This window comes from Bacillus sp. FSL R5-0439 (assembly GCF_038008805.1).
In the GTDB taxonomy this organism is placed as follows: Bacteria; Bacillota; Bacilli; order Bacillales; family Bacillaceae; genus Bacillus; species Bacillus safensis.
Map to the genome: position 1 here is coordinate 670,306 of NZ_JBBOZW010000001.1, position 16,714 is coordinate 687,019.

Sequence of the window (16,714 nt, forward strand, 5' to 3'; positions counted from 1 at the left end):
AAGAGAAGCAGCTAAAAGGAGTGAATGGGATGTCAGAAGCATATAAAAACGCCGGTGTCGACATCGAAGCAGGATACGAAGCCGTCAAACGAATGAAAACACACGTAGAACGTACAAAAAGAGCAGGCGTCATGGGTGCTCTAGGTGGATTTGGCGGTATGTTTGATTTATCTGAGCTGCCATACAAAAAGCCCGTTCTTGTTTCAGGAACAGATGGTGTTGGAACAAAATTAAAGCTTGCCTTTTTAATGGATCAACACGATACGATCGGCGTCGATGCCGTGGCGATGTGTGTCAACGATGTGCTTGCACAAGGGGCAGAACCGCTCTTTTTCTTAGATTACTTAGCAGTCGGGAAAGCAGATCCTTTGAAAATTGAATCCATTGTTAAAGGTGTGGCTGACGGCTGTGAGCAGTCTGGTTCAGCGCTTGTCGGCGGAGAAACAGCAGAAATGCCGGGTCTTTATACAGAAGATGAATATGATATTGCTGGTTTTTCAGTAGGCGTGGTTGAAAAGGATGAAATCGTGACAGGTGAAAGCATCAAAGAGGGGCACTTGCTGATTGGACTCAGCTCAAGCGGAATTCATAGCAATGGGTACTCTCTCGTTCGTAAAGTATTGCTTGAAGACGCTGGTCTTGACCTTCATCAAACGTATGAACCTTTTACAAGACCGCTTGGAGAAGAGCTTCTTGAACCGACCAAAATTTATGTGAAGCCTGTTCTTAAACAAGTGAAAGCCGGTAAGGTTGACGGTATGGCACATGTGACAGGCGGCGGCTTTATTGAAAATTTACCACGTATGCTGCCTGAAGGGCTTGGCGTTGAGATTGATAACGGCTCATGGCCGGTACCGCCAATTTTCTCCTTTATTCAAGAAAAAGGACAGTTAAAGGCTGAAGAAATGTTCAATGTGTTTAATATGGGCATTGGTTTTGTCTTAGCCGTAAAAGAAGATGACCTTGTCGAAGTGATCAGAGGACTTGAAGAAGACGGAGAGAAAGCTTTTCTCATCGGCCGTGTTCAAAAAGGAGAAGGTGTCACATTCGGCGGTGGAAGCCTCTCATGAAGAAGTTTGCGATCTTCGCCTCTGGAAGCGGGACGAATTTTCAAGCCATTATTGATACATTAAAAAAGGAACAGTGGCAGGCAGAGGCCGCCATTGTGATTTGTGATAAACCGGGGGCAAAGGTGCTGAAGCGTGCTGAGAAAGAGGGCATTCCCTCCTTTGCATTTACCCCGAAGGCTTTTCCGAATAAAGCCGCTTTTGAACAAACGATCATTGAACAGCTTAGGCTGCATGAAGTGGAATGGGTTTTCCTTGCTGGGTATATGAGACTGATTGGTCCGACATTACTTGAAGCATTCAGAGGGAAAATTGTCAATATCCATCCGTCTTTGCTGCCAGCCTTCCCAGGGCTTGATGCTATTGGCCAAGCCTATCAAGCAGGCGTCAAAGTGGCAGGCATCACTATCCATTTTGTCGATGAAGGCATGGATACAGGTCCAATCATTGACCAAGCGTCGATTTACATCGAACAAGGGGAAGAGCTTGAATCGATTGAAAAAAGAATGCATGAACTAGAACACACACTATATCCAAAAGTGATCAAATCACTTTTAGAATTATCTTAATGAGGTGACGAAGGCATGACGATCAAACGCGCATTAATCAGTGTTTCCGATAAAACGAATCTTGTACCTTTTGTGAAAGAATTAACAGAACTTGGTGTTGAAGTGATTTCAACTGGAGGTACACACAAGCTTCTTCAAGAGAACGGCATTGATGTCATTGGAATTTCAGAAGTCACTGGATTCCCTGAAATCATGGACGGACGACTCAAAACACTTCACCCAAACATTCATGGCGGACTTTTAGCAGTGAGAGAAAACGATGAGCATATGGCACAGATTGAAAAGCATGGCATTCAGCCGATTGATCTAGTTGTCGTGAATCTCTATCCATTCAAAGAGACGATCTCAAAAGCCGATGTGACATATGAAGAAGCAATTGAAAACATTGATATTGGCGGACCGGGAATGCTTCGTGCAGCATCAAAAAACCATCAAGACGTCACAGTGATTGTCGATCCTCGTGATTATGATTCAGTCATTCAGCAAATCAAAGAAGGCGGCGTGTCACTAGAGAAAAAGCGTGAGCTCGCTGCAAAGGTATTCCGTCATACGGCTGCATACGATGCTCTGATTGCGGATTACTTAACAAACTTTGTCGGAGAAACAGAGCCAGAACAGTTCACTGTCACGTTTGAGAAAAAACAATCTCTTCGTTATGGAGAAAACCCGCACCAAGCGGCGACTTTCTATGAAAATGCTCTTCCAGCGAAAGGTTCGTTGGCTACTGCAAAGCAATTACATGGAAAAGAGCTTTCCTATAACAATATTAAAGATGCAGATGCAGCACTCCAAATTGTACGAGAATTCACGGAGCCGGCCGCTGTTGCTGTGAAGCATATGAACCCGTGCGGCGTTGGTACAGGAGAAACGATTGCAGAAGCATTTGACCGAGCGTTCAAGGCAGACGAAACTTCTATTTTTGGCGGCATTGTGGCACTTAACCGTGAAGTAGATAAACAAACGGCTGACGTACTGCATACGATTTTCTTAGAAATTGTCATCGCTCCTTCGTTCAGCCAAGAAGCACTTGACGTGTTAACGGCGAAAAAGAACCTTCGTCTATTAACATTAGATGTAGAAGCGGATCTCGGAAAAAAAGAAAAACAGCTGACAAGTGTCCATGGCGGATTGCTTGTTCAGGATATTGATACGTATGGCTTAGAGGAAGCAACGATCTCTATTCCAACGAAAAGAGAACCAACAGAAGACGAATGGAAAGACTTAAAACTTGCTTGGAAAGTGGTCAAGCATGTGAAATCAAATGCCATTGTTCTTGCGAAAGATCAAATGACAGCAGGGATCGGTGCTGGTCAAATGAACCGTGTTGGCTCAGCGAACATTGCGATTGAGCAAGCAGGTGAAAAGGCAAAAGGAAGCGCACTAGGCTCTGATGCGTTCTTCCCAATGGGCGATACAGTGGAAGCTGCTGCAAAGGCAGGCGTCACAGCGATCATTCAGCCAGGCGGATCTATTCGTGATGAAGAATCGATTCAAAAGGCAGATGAATACGGCATCGCCATGGTCTTCACTGGCGTTAGACATTTCAAACATTAAGGGGATGACAGAGTGAACGTACTAATTATCGGCAGAGGCGGAAGAGAGCATACCATCGCATGGAAAGTGAATCAAAGTGAACTTGTCAGCCAAGTATTTGTCGCACCCGGCAATGATGGAATGACAGATGCTGCGAAGCTTGTACCAATCGACGAAGGCGATCATGAGGCATTAATTCGTTTTGCAAAAGAAAACGAAATCGGCTTAACCATTGTCGGTCCAGAGGTTCCTTTAATCGCAGGTGTCGTTGATGCATTTGAAGAAGCAGGTCTAAAAGTATTTGGACCGAATGCAAAAGCTGCGGTCATTGAAGGCTCAAAGGAATTTGCAAAAGACTTAATGAAAAATTATGATATCCCAACAGCCGCTTATGCTACCTTCACATCGTTTGAAGAAGCGAAGGCATATGTGGAAGAAAAGGGTGCGCCGATTGTGATTAAAGCAGACGGTCTCGCCGCAGGAAAAGGTGTGACAGTCGCGATGACGCTTGAAGAGGCGATCGACTGTCTGCATGATTTCTTAGAGGATGAAAAGTTTGGCGATGCCAGTGCATCTGTTGTTATCGAAGAATTTTTAACAGGCGAGGAATTTTCACTCATGGCCTTTGTCAACGGAGAAAAGGTGTACCCGATGGTGATTGCGCAGGATCACAAACGGGCCTTTGAAGATGACAAAGGGCCGAATACCGGCGGAATGGGGGCTTATTCACCAGTTCCGCAGATTTCAGATGAAGTGGTTCAGAAAGCGGTGGAGGACGTCGTCAAACCGGCAGCTCGCGCAATGGTGCAGGAAGGGCGTCCATTTACAGGCATTTTATATGCTGGCTTAATGCTGACACCAGAAGGCTCAAAGGTGATTGAATTCAATGCACGCTTTGGCGACCCTGAAACGCAAGTGGTTCTCCCTCGTCTACAATCAGATCTAGTTCAAGTATTTCTCGATATTCTTGATGGAAAAGATGTGGACTTACAGTGGAAAGACACTGCGGCTGTCAGTGTGGTTCTTGCATCAGAAGGATACCCAGAAGACTATGCAAAAGGCACACCAATCGGTACCTTGCAAACGACTGTCTCTGATGTCGTGACCTTCCACGCAGGAACAAAAAAAGAAAACAATCAATTCGTCACGAATGGCGGCCGTGTAGCGAATGTAACCGCATTTGACGACACATTTGAAGCAGCAAGATCAAGAGTGTATGAAGCGGTTGAAGAAATCATTCAGCCAGGTCTATTTTATCGCCGTGACATTGGTGCCCGTGCGCTGAAGGCTGCGGGGAAAAACGTTTAATCAAAACACCTTTCTATCTGACGAGATGGAAAGGTGTTTTTTGTTCATGAGAAGGGATGATGCTCGAATATGAAGAAGTAATATGGGATGACGAATTTATGAGGAGGCAGCATGGTCATTCAAGGAATCATTCTATTTGCCATCGTTCTACTTATTTTATTTATACTGTTCTCAAATCTCATCATGTATGAAGCGAGAAAGCAAAACAAAGCCAAAAAAGGCTCAGCCATTAGGTATATGATCATGTCGATTTTTTCTGGTATCGTCATTGTTTCATGTTCCATTTGGATTTTTTTTATTAGCTGATTTATAAGAGAGGATGAGTATATGGTGCAATTGAAGGAACTTGCGAACGAGCGTTTTTCTGCCTCGATCTGTATTGATTCATTTAATGAGCGAATCCGTTTGGATGACTATAGCGGCAGGGTGCGGGATGTGATTCAGTCGGTTCTTCAGGAAGCGGCGGACTGTAAGGCTTCTAAGGTCATTGTGAAAGTCAGGCGTGAGCATATGCCTCTTTTTTTAGAAAAAGGCTTTCGGCTTGAAGGTGTGTTTTCTCATTATTTTCTTGGAAGTGATGCGTACGGCATGTCGCTCTTTCTGACGGAGAGTCGAATGAACAGCCCGTATTGGCTGAAGGAAGATGAAATTGTTGCGTCTATTCAAGAAAAGCCTCTCAAAAAAGATCAAGGCACGTGGCAGGATGAGTATGTGATGAGGAAAGCGGATACGCAGGATATTCACAAGCTGGCAAAGCTCTATGATACCGTCTTTGAAACGTATCCTACGCCAATGAATGAGCCAGATTACATCCAAAAGGTGATGGAGGAAGGGACGGTTTTTTATGCCGTTGAACATGACGGGCACATTGTGAGTGCAGCATCTGCTGAAATCAATGACCCTTATGGTCATGCGGAATTAACAGATTGTGCGACCCTTCCGGCATACAGAAAGCTAGGATTCATGCACCATTTGATTCTAGCACTCGAAAAGGAACTTCAATCCATGCACATTTATGTCTTTTATTCTCTTGCACGTGCACTATCCTATGGAATGAATCAAGTGTTTTATCAGCTCGGCTATACGTATACCGGCCGTTTTCAAAACAACTGCTATATTTTTGACAAAATTGAAGATATGAATCTATGGGTCAAAACGCCGAATGAATCATGAAATGGTTCTCATCTGATCAAGCAGACCAGATAGGCGGTACGCCATGATACTGAGCTGCAGCTTCATCCGATCATCCGTGGATTTGAGGCTGCAGCCTGTTCTCGTTTCAATTTGTTTCAGCCGGTAGCTTAATGTATGTCTGTGAATAAACAATTCTCCCGCAGATTTTTGAATATTTTCATTGTGGGCCAAATACACTTCGAGTGTATGGATCAGGTCTGCTCCCTGTTTTTTCGTATAAAGCAAAGGACTTAACAGCTCCACGTAAAAGTCATGCAAATTCATCCCCGCTTCATTCATTTCAAGAAGCATCCCGTATAAGCCAAGCTTCTGATAATGAATGATGCATTCGTCTGTCTTTAAAAGCGGAAGAAGCCTTGCTGCATACTGCGCTTCTTTCGCGCTTTTTGCAAAGAGACCGATCTGGTCATAGGCTCTCCCAATGCCAATCACGATCGGATGGACGGGAAAAAAATAAGACCAAGTGCTCCGGCACTCTTCTGCTGCGCGATACCACTCCGTTTCTTGAAACGCTTTTTTTCCTGCGGGGGTAAGAACAAAAATGGAATCGAGCCTTGTCTTAAGTAAAAAAGGAATATGTCTGCGTTCAAATATCGACGTGAGCAATTGAGATAGGCGCTGCATCATTTGGTGATCGAGCTGTGTGTGCTGATGCTGAAATTGAAAGTAGATGACCACCTGCTCATCGCTCATATCATATTGCAGCTTAGTTGCTTGTTCGATGACATAGCTTTCTTCTGTATATTGCTGCTGCAAAATATCATCTAACAAATGACCTTGCATTTGGTTTTCTGTATCTTGAATGGCTTTTTGCTTCAGCCATTCAATCGCATACACGGCCCCGGCATGCTCGATGGCAATCGCGTCGAGATGATGCCACGCATCCTTTCTCTTCAAAGATACAATAAACCCGAAAATATCACCCATCGCAATCACCGGACATGCAGCAAGGACAAACGCACCGCATGTGTCATAAACGAGCCGTCCTTTCTCCTCAGCCTGCTTAAGAAGAGAAGAGGTTTCAATCGGTTCGTCATCTGTTAGAAAGCCCAAAGCAGGAGAATATGTCACGTCATCTGTTTCGAAATGAGCTGCTGTTTGATGTAAAAAAACATCAAGCACAACGATGTTTGCCGAAGTGAGATGTGCCAGCTCATCTGTAATTTGTGTGACATTTTTATTGCTGACATTTAAATGAGTCAGTCTTTGGTGAATGGCTGAAGAATATTTAAGCTGATGAAGCTGGCTGCTGACGATTTGCTCTAGAACGGCTTTTGTAATGTCTGAGAAGTTGACATGTGAAGGAATCTCGATGAGTGGAATGCCGCTGTTTTTGGCAGCTTCAATCAGTGATGCAGGAATTTCCGTTAAGTACACGCCTTTATAAATGGCAATGGCGGATAGACGATCAGATTGAATCAGTTCTTCAAGCCGGGCGCGCCTTTCCCTATTGTCTGCAAGCCCAAAGCCGGTTGTGACAAGCAGCTCTCCTTCTGAAAGCCTTGAAGTATCTTCGATAATTTCCACGATGGTCACCCACTGAATGAGGCGATCCAGTCCATTTTCTCCAGCAAGCAGCTTTGTTTCCTTCATGATATCGAGCGAGAGTGCATCTTTGACGAGAATCGCCATAGACTCATGACCTCCTTTTGAACACTCTTATACACGATGTATAAAAAATACGTGTGAAATTCGGGCATGTGGCGAATGGAGGATGACTGCCCTCTTGATTAAGCTAATCTTATAACAAGTATACAAAATTTTCTTGCGATTCATGAAAAAAGAAAGATGCAGCTGCTGACGAGAGAGGGAGGAATGACAAAGTGGAGACCCGGGATTACTTAATCAAACCAATGTTGAATCAGCATTATCCTGTGGCTGTGAAAGGAGAGGGGATTTATTTATATGATCGGGACGGGAAAAAATATTTAGACGGCTCATCTGGTGCTGTCACGGCAAGTATTGGACATGGCATAAGAGACATCATTGATGCCATGACAGAGCAAGCGGAAAAGGTGAGCTTTACGTACAGATCACAATTCACAAATGAACCAGCGGAAGAACTTGCCTATGAATTGAGTACGCTCTGCCCAGGGAACCTGAACTGGTCTTTTTTTGTCGGAAGCGGATCAGAGGCTACAGAAACCGCCATGAAAATTGCCATTCAGCATTGGCAGGAGCGGGGAAAGGCTGAAAAGAATCACATCATCTCAAGATGGATGAGTTATCACGGCATCACACTTGGTGCGCTGTCGATGTCAGGACATATTGCAAGGAGAGAGCGCTTTGAACCACTGCTCGAAAAACACCCGGTGCTGTCTCCGCCATACAGCTACCGTTCATGGCTGCCAAAGGAAGAAAGCAAACAGGTCGAATGGTATGTCCAGGAATTTAAAACCGTCATTCAGCGTATAGGAAAAGAGAGGATTGCGGCTTTTATTGCAGAGCCGATTGTTGGAGCAGCGGGCGCGGCACTTGTACCGCCAGATGGATATTTTGAGGCAATGAAGCGTGTCTGTGAGGAAAACGATATTTTAATGATTGCAGATGAAGTCATGACAGGCTTTGGACGAACTGGGAAAATGTTTGCTATGGAACATTGGGGCGTCGTCCCAGACATTATGGTGCTTGGAAAAGGCATGAGTGCCGGCTATTCACCGATTGCGGCAGCTGTCTCAGCGGATCATGTGATTGCACCAATTCTCAGCGGTTCGGGCTCTGTGATGGCAGGCCACACATATAGCGGCAATCCGCTTTCAGCAGCCGTCTCACTGGCTGTCATTCGATATATGAAAAAACACCAGCTTCCAGAACGAGCTGATCTGTCTGGCCGATATTTAATGAATGCTTTAAAGGATTTGCAAACAAACCATTCCATCATAGGAGATGTGAGAGGAAAGGGACTGCTTATTGGCATTGAGTTTGTCGCAGACCGATTATCGAAAACACCATTTCCTGCCCATGCTCAAATGACACATTTAGTTGTGGAGACGGCCAAACAGAATGGTTTGCTTGTTTACCCAGCAAGCGCTGGAGAGGATGGCGTAGGAGGTGCAGCAATCATGATCGCACCGCCGCTTTCCATCGCGCAGCAGGAGATGGATGAACTCATTCATTTATTCGGGCAGACAATGACGCAAGTTGAACAAGAAGTCATCAATCGAGGGTTTTTCCCATCTGCGATGTAGGGAGGAAAGAGGATGAACAAAACAGCGAGTCTTGATGAAGTGATCACACATTTTAAGGACGGGATGACCATCATGTTTGGCGGGTTTGGCGGTGTGGGGTCACCGCCATCATTGATCGATGCCATCCTAGAAGCCAATATCAAAGACCTGACATTGATCGGAAACGATGCAGGCTTCCCGCAAATCGGTGTTGGCAGGCTGATCACAGAAGGAAGGGTGAAGAAAATCATTGCTTCACATATTGGCTCTAATCCAATTGCCGGGCAGAAAATGCAGGCGGGTACACTAGACGTTCTTTTTTACCCGCAGGGCATTCTAGCGGAAAAGATTCGGGCAGGCGGAATGGGTTTAGCGGGCATTGTGACAGATGTCGGCATGGATAGCCTCAATCTTGATGAGAAACAATTGGTTCCGCTAGGTGGAAAGCAGTATATTCTTGAGCCTGCGCTGACTGCAGATATTGCGATTGTGAATGCCCTCAAAGCAGATGAAGCAGGGAACCTGATTTTTGATAAAAGTGCACGGAATACAAACCCGATTGTGGCGATGGCAGGAGACTGGACCATTGCAGAAGTAGAAGAGATTGTGCCTGTGGGCAGGCTTCATCCAGAGGAAATTGTGACGCCAGGCGTATTTGTGAACCAGATCGTGCAATCAAAAGGAGTGAACTGGACATGGGCATGGGAGACATCGATTTAAGACACCGCATAGCCAAACGTGCGGCACAGGAAATTGAAGATGGGATGATCGTCAATCTTGGGATCGGCATCCCAACCCTTGCAGCTGAATACATCCCACCACATTACGAGGTGTGGCTGCATGCAGAAAACGGCATTATGGGAGCAGGCGCTTCACCAGCACGAGGGGAAGAAGACCCGAATTTGTGCAATGCCGGAGGTTTCCCTATTACGTTAACAAAAGGCGGCTCATATATGGACAGCACAACCGCTTTTGGCATCATTCGCAAAGGGATGCTGGATATGACGATTTTAGGTGCACTAGAAGTCAGCAGTCAGGGGGATCTTGCGAATTGGATTGTACCAGGTAAACGAGTACCGGGTATGGGCGGAGCGATTGAACTCGCGCAAAAAGCGAAAAAGGTAGTGGTCGTGATGAGCCACCTTGATAAACACGGACAATCTAAGATAAAAGCCGCCTGCACGCTCCCTTTAACAGCTAAGTCTTGTGTGGATCTGATTATTACAGATATGGCAGTCATTGAGGTCAAATCACAGCTGCTCATTTTGCGTGAAGTCATGCCGCCGTTTCAGCCGGAAGATGTCATGAGGGCGACAGAGGCGCCGCTCATTTTAGCGCCTGATGTCAAATCTGTTGTGTAGAAAGGATGACCGACTTGCAGCCAACCACACGTATCAGAAACTGGATGAAAGAGCATAAGGAGGAAGCCGTGACGCTTCTTCAGCAAATGGTGCAATGTGACAGCACACAAGGGAATGAGCAAGAAGTACAGCAAATCGTAGCAAATAAACTTTCTGCCATTGGCTTTGATGTCGACATATGGGACATTGGCGGAGATGACTTGCTGAACCACCCGTATTTTTATTCCCCAAGGCGTTCTTTTAAAGGAAGTCCTAATGTCACCGGACGATTGAAAGGAAAAGGCGGCGGCAAATCTATTTTATTAAATGGGCATGTGGATGTTGTCCCAGCAGGAGATCACAAACAATGGACATATCCGCCCTACAGCGGGCATATCATAAACGGGAGACTTTATGGACGCGGGGCAACAGATATGAAAGGTGGAAACGTTTCTTTACTCTTTGCACTTGAGGCACTGCATGCACTTCAGATTCCGCTGAAGGGAGATGTCGTGTTTCATAGTGTTGTTGAAGAAGAGAGCGGCGGTGCAGGCACCCTTGCAGCCATACTGAGAGGATATACAGCAGATGCAGCCATCATTCCAGAGCCAAGTCATATGAAAATATTTCCGATTCAGCAAGGATCTAAATGGTTCAGACTGCATATTAAAGGAAGGGCTGCTCATGGCGGAACAAGATATCACGGCGTTTCTGCTATTGAAAAGAGTACGATTGTCCTTTCACATATAGCGGCACTAGAAGAAGAAAGAAATCAGCGAATCACGGAGCCGCTGTTTCAGCATATTCCAATTCCAATTCCGATCAATATCGGGAAAATTCAAGGCGGTGATTGGCCATCCTCTGTAGCAGACCTTGTCACAATGGAAGGCAGGCTCGGGGTGATGCCGGGTGAGACAGTAGAACAGGCAGAAAAGGAACTAGAAAATTGGATGGCAGGACTCGGAGAAAAAGATGAATGGTTCCAAGAGCATCCTGTTGAGGTCGAATGGTTTGGTGCAAGATGGCTACCGGGTTCAATCGATACGGATCATCCGCTTTTAGGTTTATTGAAGGAACAATATGAAGCGGTCATGAAGCAGCCGCCGAAGATCGAAGCCGCCCCTTGGGGAACTGACGGCGGATTACTGTCACAGGCAGCAGGTATTCCCATTATCGTGTTTGGACCTGGAACAACGGAGCTTGCCCATTTTCCGAATGAATCTATCGACATTGAGCATGTGATAGAAGCAGCAGAAATTATTGCAGGGACAATGGTCGAATGGTGTGAAGCAGCGGAATGAGATGAAAATGATCACAAAAAAAGAAGGCTGCCTTACTCAGCCTTCTCTTTATGTGTGTTTTGCTGCTCACACATATATGTCACTGGACAAAAACGAAGAATGCCAGATCCTAGTTTCATACCGCCAAACATGATGCCCAAAAGCAGCATTTTACTCCATGGTTTTCTAGCATATAAGGATCCAGCTACAGTACATATTGTCATTCCGCAGGCAATTCTAATGAGCGCTTCCATTAAGCCGAGATTAGGTTTCATTGAAGGTGAATCTCCTTTTTTAAATTATTTTAAGTGTGATTTCAAGAAATTGTAACGTTTCATTAATGCGTAACGTGGTTCGTTATGTTACGATAGGGCTAATACAAATGAAGGAGAGTATGTGAATGTCCGAACGTACTTTTAATTGGAGAAATAATGACATCCGCACACAAATCGATGTAGTCGACTCAAAAATAGTTCCAACACTCCTTTTAACGAATGGACTCGTGCTTAACCCGTTTTTGAAGCAATGGGTGAAGGCAAATATTTGGATACATGATGATCGAATTGTTTATGTCGGAGCAGAGCTTCCTCAAAATAAATCAGCTAAACGTGTGATTGATTGTGAAGAGAAATACATTGTGCCTGGGTATATAGAGCCTCACGCGCACCCGTTCCATATTTATAATCCCCAATCACTTGCAGAATATGTGTCTCAATTTGGCACAACAACAATGGTCAGCGATAACTTATTTCTTCTTTTGCAAAGCAACGAAAAGAAAGCGCTTTCCACTCTGTGTGAATTAAAAAAGCAGCCATTTCAGTATTTCTGGTGGTCCAGATACGATCTTCAAACGGAAGTCAGATATGAAGATGAGATGCTGCCAGTCAACTACCGGAAGGAATGGATTGATCATCCTGACGTCCTTCAAGGCGGCGAATTAACAAGCTGGCCAAGATTGATGGACGGTGATGATCTCATTTTATATTGCATGCAAGAAACGAAGAAGCAGAGAAAACGAATTGAAGGGCATTTCCCTGGAGCTTCTGAGAAAACGCTAACAAAAATGAAGCTGTTTGGCGCGGACAGTGATCATGAAGCGATGAATGCAGACGATGTGTTAAAACGCTTGTCCCTTGGCTATCATGTTTCATTGCGGCATTCTTCCATCCGCCCAGATTTAGTGAACATTTTAAGAGAATTGCATGAGCGTGATTTTAGGCACTATGACCACTTTTTCTATACAACAGATGGTGCTGCTCCTCACTTTTATGAGGAAGGCATGATTAACCGCTTGATTTCGATCGCCCTTGAAGAAGGCGTGCCGATCATTGATGCGTATAATATGGCGACATTTAACATTGCAAAATACCATCAAATTGATGACTTATTAGGCGTTGTCGGTCCTGGACGGCTGGCTTCTTTGAATATTTTAGATGATCCAATGAACCCAAATCCTGAAACGGTCATATCTAAAGGGGTTATCCTCAAATTAGATGGCGAGAACCAGCATCAATTCCAAGAAACAAAATGGGAAAATGGCGGGCTTCTTCCATTAGATTTGGGGTATGATCTGACGATGAGTGATTTGCAATTCTCTATGCCGCTAGGTGTGAAGATGAGAAATGCCGTCATCATGGAGCCTTATACAGTGGAAATTGATAACTCAATCAACCAGCTGTCATGTGACCATGATCAAAGCTTCTTTAGCCTGATTGACCGAAAAGGCGAGTGGCGTGTGAATACGATGCTAAAAGGGTTTGCAAACAAAGTGCAAGGCTTTGTCAGCTCATTTTCGCTCACGGGTGATATTTTAGTGATCGGGAAAAATAAAGAGGATATGATGCTGGCACATAAGCGGATGAAAGAAATTGGCGGGGGAATCGTCCTCACAGAGAACGGGAAAATTTTGCATGAAATCCCGCTGCAATTATCAGGCTGTGCATCGGCTGAACCATTTGAGACTGTTCTTCAGCAGGAACAAACATTACGCGAGCTGCTCATTGAGCGCGGCTATCCATTTGACTGCCCAATTGATACACTTGTCTTTTTCCAAAGTACACATTTGCCGTATATTCGAGTGACGCCAAGAGGAATATTTGATGTCATGAAAAAAACTGTACTCTTTCCGTCTATAATGCGTTAAAATATAACAGAGTGGAGCTGTATCATCTTTGCCGCATTTCTGACTGCTGTTATAGGGCAGAAGTGAGCTATGGTTCTTCTTCACTGCCATGTAAGTGATCATGATCTTATGTGGAGCTGTTGACAAAGCAGAGGGCTTTGACATGACGAATGAAGTACTCTAATTGTAAAATGATTCTGTCGGTTACGCTGACCGGCCAACATATTTTGAATGATCGAGCAAGGCGGGGCGCATATTTGTGGGTCTCGCTGAGCTTTCCGCAAAGTCTATATATTAGGGCAGAAGACCTAACCAAGCAGAAGTCATCTTTATACCGGAAGCAAACAAGTTTGTCAGATTGTCATACAAGGAAAATGACAGAACTTGTCGAATTTGTTTACGATAAAGAAGCTTCGGCTTACGAAAGAACCTGACGGCATTTTCAGCGTAGAACCAAACCTGTCATGATCTGTTCAAAGCTCATTGCTGAGGTTTTAAAAAAATTAGTCAGGAAAGATACCGCTTTCTTAGAAGATCGTGCGAAGCGGTGTGGCAATAGTAAAGGAGAAGATGTATTAAGATGCAAATTGATAAATTAAGGGGCAAAAGCTTAGACCAGTTATTCAACTCCATCTTATCCCTTAAAGACCTGGAAGAATGTTATCGATTCTTTGATGATTTGTGTACCATCAATGAAATTCAATCTTTATCACAGCGTCTTGAAGTAGCACGTATGCTTCGCGAGGGAAACACGTATCATAAAATTGAGACGGAAACAGGTGCAAGCACTGCAACCATCTCACGTGTCAAACGCTGCTTGAACTACGGCAACGATGCCTATACGATGGCACTTGACCGCGTAGCCGAACAGCAGGAAAATAACGAAACAAAATAATGCAGCTTTCACTGTAAACAATCCTTTTCACGAAAAATGGACTTGTTTGCAGTTTTTTTATGAAAAGCGGGCAGGGACTAATAAATTGTCCCTGTTTTTTTAATTTAGCTCGCCCATAAACCATCTTTCTCATTCATAGGAGATGTCATCTTCGTTTGAGATGATTTTCTTAAACTCTACTGTTTGCTAACTTTATACGAAAATGTTAATAAAAAAAGGTGCGTTTCCGCACCTTTTCAAGCTAGACAGATGGCTGTGTGCCTGAGAACATCGGCACTTCGCTTGTCTCGCCATTCTCTTGTCTAAAAATAATATGTTTTTCATTAAAATGAATAGGCGATTCTATTCCCGCAGCTGCGGATAAGTTAAACAAACCTTCTCTAAGAGACAGGATATAATTGCACACTCGGTATTTTTTTTCTTCAATTGATAAACCCTTTTGCAGCTTTGGATCAGTCGTGGCGACCCCGACTGGGCATTTATTCGTGTGGCAGACTTGGGCGCGAATGCATCCGACTGAAAACATGAGACCTCTAGCAATATTCACAAAGTCAGCTCCCATTGAAAGGGCAATCGCAATTTTATCAGGCGAGAGAAGCTTGCCAGAAGCAAAGAGCTTCACCTGATCTCTGACACCATATTCTTTCAAAATTTGATGAACCATAGGGAGTGCCGTGAAAATTGGCAGCCCTGCGGAATCCGCCAATTCATGAAAGGACGCCCCTGTACCGCCTTCTCCGCCATCAACTGTAATGAAATCAGGGTGTTTCCCGCTTTTTTTCATATAGCTGGCAAGCTCTTCAATATTTTCTTTATGCCCGACAACAAGTTTGATTCCAACTGGCTTTCCGCCTATACTCCGCAGCTCCTCAATGAAATCAAACATGTCAGGAATGGAGTGGAACATCTCAAAGCGGTTTGGGCTGTCAATGGATTGGTGAGGCGGTAATTTACGGATATTCGCAATTTCTTCCGTTACTTTTTCGCCGTCAATATGACCGCCGCGTGTTTTTGCTCCTTGTGCCAGCTTGAGTTCAAAGGCTTTGACTTCCTCGTGCTCGCTTTTTTTCTTGAATTCTTCAAAGGAAAATGCGCCATCCTCTGTTCTAACGCCAAATAAACCGGGCCCAATCTGACAAATGATATCTGCGCCGCCTTTGAGGTGATAAGGAGAAAGCCCGCCTTCACCTGTGTTCATCCACGTACCGCCGGCCATTTTTAATCCTGAGGATAGAGCTGTAATGGCCCTGTCGCCTAAGGAGCCGTAGCTCATAGCGGATTGACCGATCAGTCCTTTCACATGGAAAGGCTTTTGACATGTGTGTTCGCCAATGACTTGTACATCCTCTTGATGGAGAAAATAAGGATTTGCTTCGACTTCTTTGAAATGTTCACTTCTTCGCAGTAAATTGTCTTGATCAATTTGATACACTTTCGTTTTTATTTTTTCAGATTGATCGATTCGTAGTTCATCTCGCTGCTTTGGAAACAGGACGTTTCGAATGTAATAGCCTGGCTTGTCAAAATCACGTTTTGATCCAAAGCCCATCGTCCGGCTTTTGTACTTTCCTGACATGACCGCCTGCTCGTATTCTCTTCTTGAGAAGGGCAGCTCCTCTCGGTCATTCAGAAACAGATATTGGCGAAGCTCAGGTCCTATTTTTTCAAAGATAAACCGCAGCTTTCCAATGACCGGATAATTTCGCAGAACTGAATGTTCTTCTTGTTTTTCATCCCTCATCCAAATCCAGATCAATAGAATGATTGGGATGATCAAAAAAATGATTAGCAATGTGCCGATGATCATTAAGGTTGTGGTCATGAAGATCCCCTCTTTTCTCTTTCATTGCTGTTGTTATTCCACTTTTCATAAAAAGAGAAACCACATCAACATATTGTGACGTTTAGAAATGAAAAGGCGGGGTAACTTACAAATAAGATCATAAGGGGAGGGAACATACATGAATAAGCGTCCAAATGCGTATGTACTTGCAGGATTAGGGGTTGGAGGAGCTGTGTTATTAGCCGTAAAAAATAAACAGCATCTGAAAAAATGGGCAAGCATGTTCCGGTCAGATGAAAAGGTTCCTGAAAAAGCCGGCCACCCAGATCCATTAGATATCCAAGACAACAAGATGGTCGACGAAGGGGCCATGACATCCGTCCATTATTTTAATGAAGCGAGACAATAGTTTGAAAAAAACCGTTTTGAAAGATCAAAACGGTTTTTTCTTGTCTA

16 protein-coding genes are annotated in these 16,714 nt (G+C 44.4%); 13 read left to right on the plus strand and 3 right to left on the minus strand.

From position 1 onward, the window contains the following. The first annotated feature begins 29 nt into the window (after positions 1-29). The 6 genes from purM (at position 30) to ablB (ending at position 5,650) form a co-directional block, all read left to right on the plus strand. Positions 30-1,070, plus strand: a complete 1,041-nt coding sequence (gene purM, locus NST59_RS03325) for a phosphoribosylformylglycinamidine cyclo-ligase (protein ID WP_039176942.1) — start codon at positions 30-32, stop codon at positions 1,068-1,070. Beyond that, positions 1,067-1,636 (plus strand): phosphoribosylglycinamide formyltransferase, encoded by a 570-nt coding sequence (gene purN / locus NST59_RS03330; protein WP_341040080.1) that lies wholly within the window; start codon positions 1,067-1,069, stop codon positions 1,634-1,636. Before purM ends, purN begins: the two co-directional genes overlap by 4 nt. Before the next feature lie 15 nt (positions 1,637-1,651). Continuing rightward, a complete protein-coding gene (gene purH / locus NST59_RS03335; protein WP_064497678.1) occupies positions 1,652-3,190 on the plus strand; it encodes a bifunctional phosphoribosylaminoimidazolecarboxamide formyltransferase/IMP cyclohydrolase in 1,539 nt (512 codons plus the stop codon). 12 nt (positions 3,191-3,202) lie between these two features. Continuing rightward, positions 3,203-4,477 carry a phosphoribosylamine--glycine ligase gene (gene purD, locus NST59_RS03340; RefSeq protein WP_048240009.1) on the plus strand — a complete coding sequence of 425 codons (1,275 nt, stop codon included), beginning with the start codon at positions 3,203-3,205 and terminating at the stop codon, positions 4,475-4,477. Between the two features lie 111 nt (positions 4,478-4,588). Continuing rightward, positions 4,589-4,783, plus strand: a complete 195-nt coding sequence (locus NST59_RS03345) for a hypothetical protein (protein ID WP_039176953.1) — start codon at positions 4,589-4,591, stop codon at positions 4,781-4,783. 21 nt (positions 4,784-4,804) lie between these two features. Then, a complete protein-coding gene (gene ablB, locus NST59_RS03350) occupies positions 4,805-5,650 on the plus strand; it encodes a putative beta-lysine N-acetyltransferase (RefSeq protein ID WP_039176955.1) in 846 nt (281 codons plus the stop codon). On the opposite strand, the gene NST59_RS03355 is transcribed toward ablB, so the two are convergent. Further along, entirely contained in the window at positions 5,645-7,303 is a 1,659-nt protein-coding gene (locus tag NST59_RS03355; protein WP_341040083.1) for a PucR family transcriptional regulator, read from the minus strand. The genes ablB and NST59_RS03355 overlap by 6 nt on opposite strands. A 191-nt stretch (positions 7,304-7,494) precedes the next feature. Between NST59_RS03355 and NST59_RS03360 the strand changes: the two genes are divergently transcribed. The 4 genes from NST59_RS03360 to NST59_RS03375 are packed head-to-tail and all read left to right on the plus strand — an operon-like array spanning position 7,495 to position 11,479. Further along, the gene (locus NST59_RS03360) at positions 7,495-8,859 is read left to right on the plus strand and encodes an aspartate aminotransferase family protein (protein WP_341040085.1); all 1,365 of its coding nucleotides are present in this window, start codon (positions 7,495-7,497) and stop codon (positions 8,857-8,859) included. 12 nt (positions 8,860-8,871) lie between these two features. Next, a complete protein-coding gene (locus NST59_RS03365; RefSeq protein WP_058837843.1) occupies positions 8,872-9,558 on the plus strand; it encodes a CoA transferase subunit A in 687 nt (228 codons plus the stop codon). Continuing rightward, complete coding sequence (locus tag NST59_RS03370; protein ID WP_041087095.1) at positions 9,534-10,199, plus strand: 3-oxoacid CoA-transferase subunit B; 666 nt, start codon at positions 9,534-9,536, stop codon at positions 10,197-10,199. The genes NST59_RS03365 and NST59_RS03370 overlap by 25 nt, the downstream gene beginning before the upstream one ends. 14 nt (positions 10,200-10,213) lie before the next feature. Further along, positions 10,214-11,479: a peptidase gene (locus tag NST59_RS03375; protein WP_269772976.1), complete on the plus strand. Its 1,266-nt coding sequence runs from the start codon at positions 10,214-10,216 to the stop codon at positions 11,477-11,479. Between the two features lie 32 nt (positions 11,480-11,511). Here the strand turns inward: NST59_RS03375 and NST59_RS03380 are convergent, their stop codons facing one another. Further along, entirely contained in the window at positions 11,512-11,733 is a 222-nt protein-coding gene (locus NST59_RS03380; protein ID WP_247544680.1) for a YgaP family membrane protein, read from the minus strand. Positions 11,734-11,858: 125 nt separating this feature from the next. Here NST59_RS03380 and NST59_RS03385 point away from each other — a divergent pair, with 125 nt between their 5' ends. Then, positions 11,859-13,601, plus strand: coding sequence for an adenine deaminase C-terminal domain-containing protein (locus NST59_RS03385; protein ID WP_341040089.1), 1,743 nt, complete (start codon positions 11,859-11,861; stop codon positions 13,599-13,601). A gap of 559 nt (positions 13,602-14,160) precedes the next feature. Continuing rightward, a complete protein-coding gene (locus tag NST59_RS03390) occupies positions 14,161-14,475 on the plus strand; it encodes a YerC/YecD family TrpR-related protein (protein WP_024424524.1) in 315 nt (104 codons plus the stop codon). Positions 14,476-14,716: 241 nt separating this feature from the next. On the opposite strand, the gene NST59_RS03395 is transcribed toward NST59_RS03390, so the two are convergent. Beyond that, a complete protein-coding gene (locus tag NST59_RS03395; protein ID WP_041087101.1) occupies positions 14,717-16,297 on the minus strand; it encodes an FMN-binding glutamate synthase family protein in 1,581 nt (526 codons plus the stop codon). Between the two features lie 139 nt (positions 16,298-16,436). Here NST59_RS03395 and NST59_RS03400 point away from each other — a divergent pair, with 139 nt between their 5' ends. Further along, the gene (locus NST59_RS03400) at positions 16,437-16,667 is read left to right on the plus strand and encodes a hypothetical protein (protein WP_039176971.1); all 231 of its coding nucleotides are present in this window, start codon (positions 16,437-16,439) and stop codon (positions 16,665-16,667) included. The last annotated feature ends 47 nt before the right edge of the window (positions 16,668-16,714 follow it).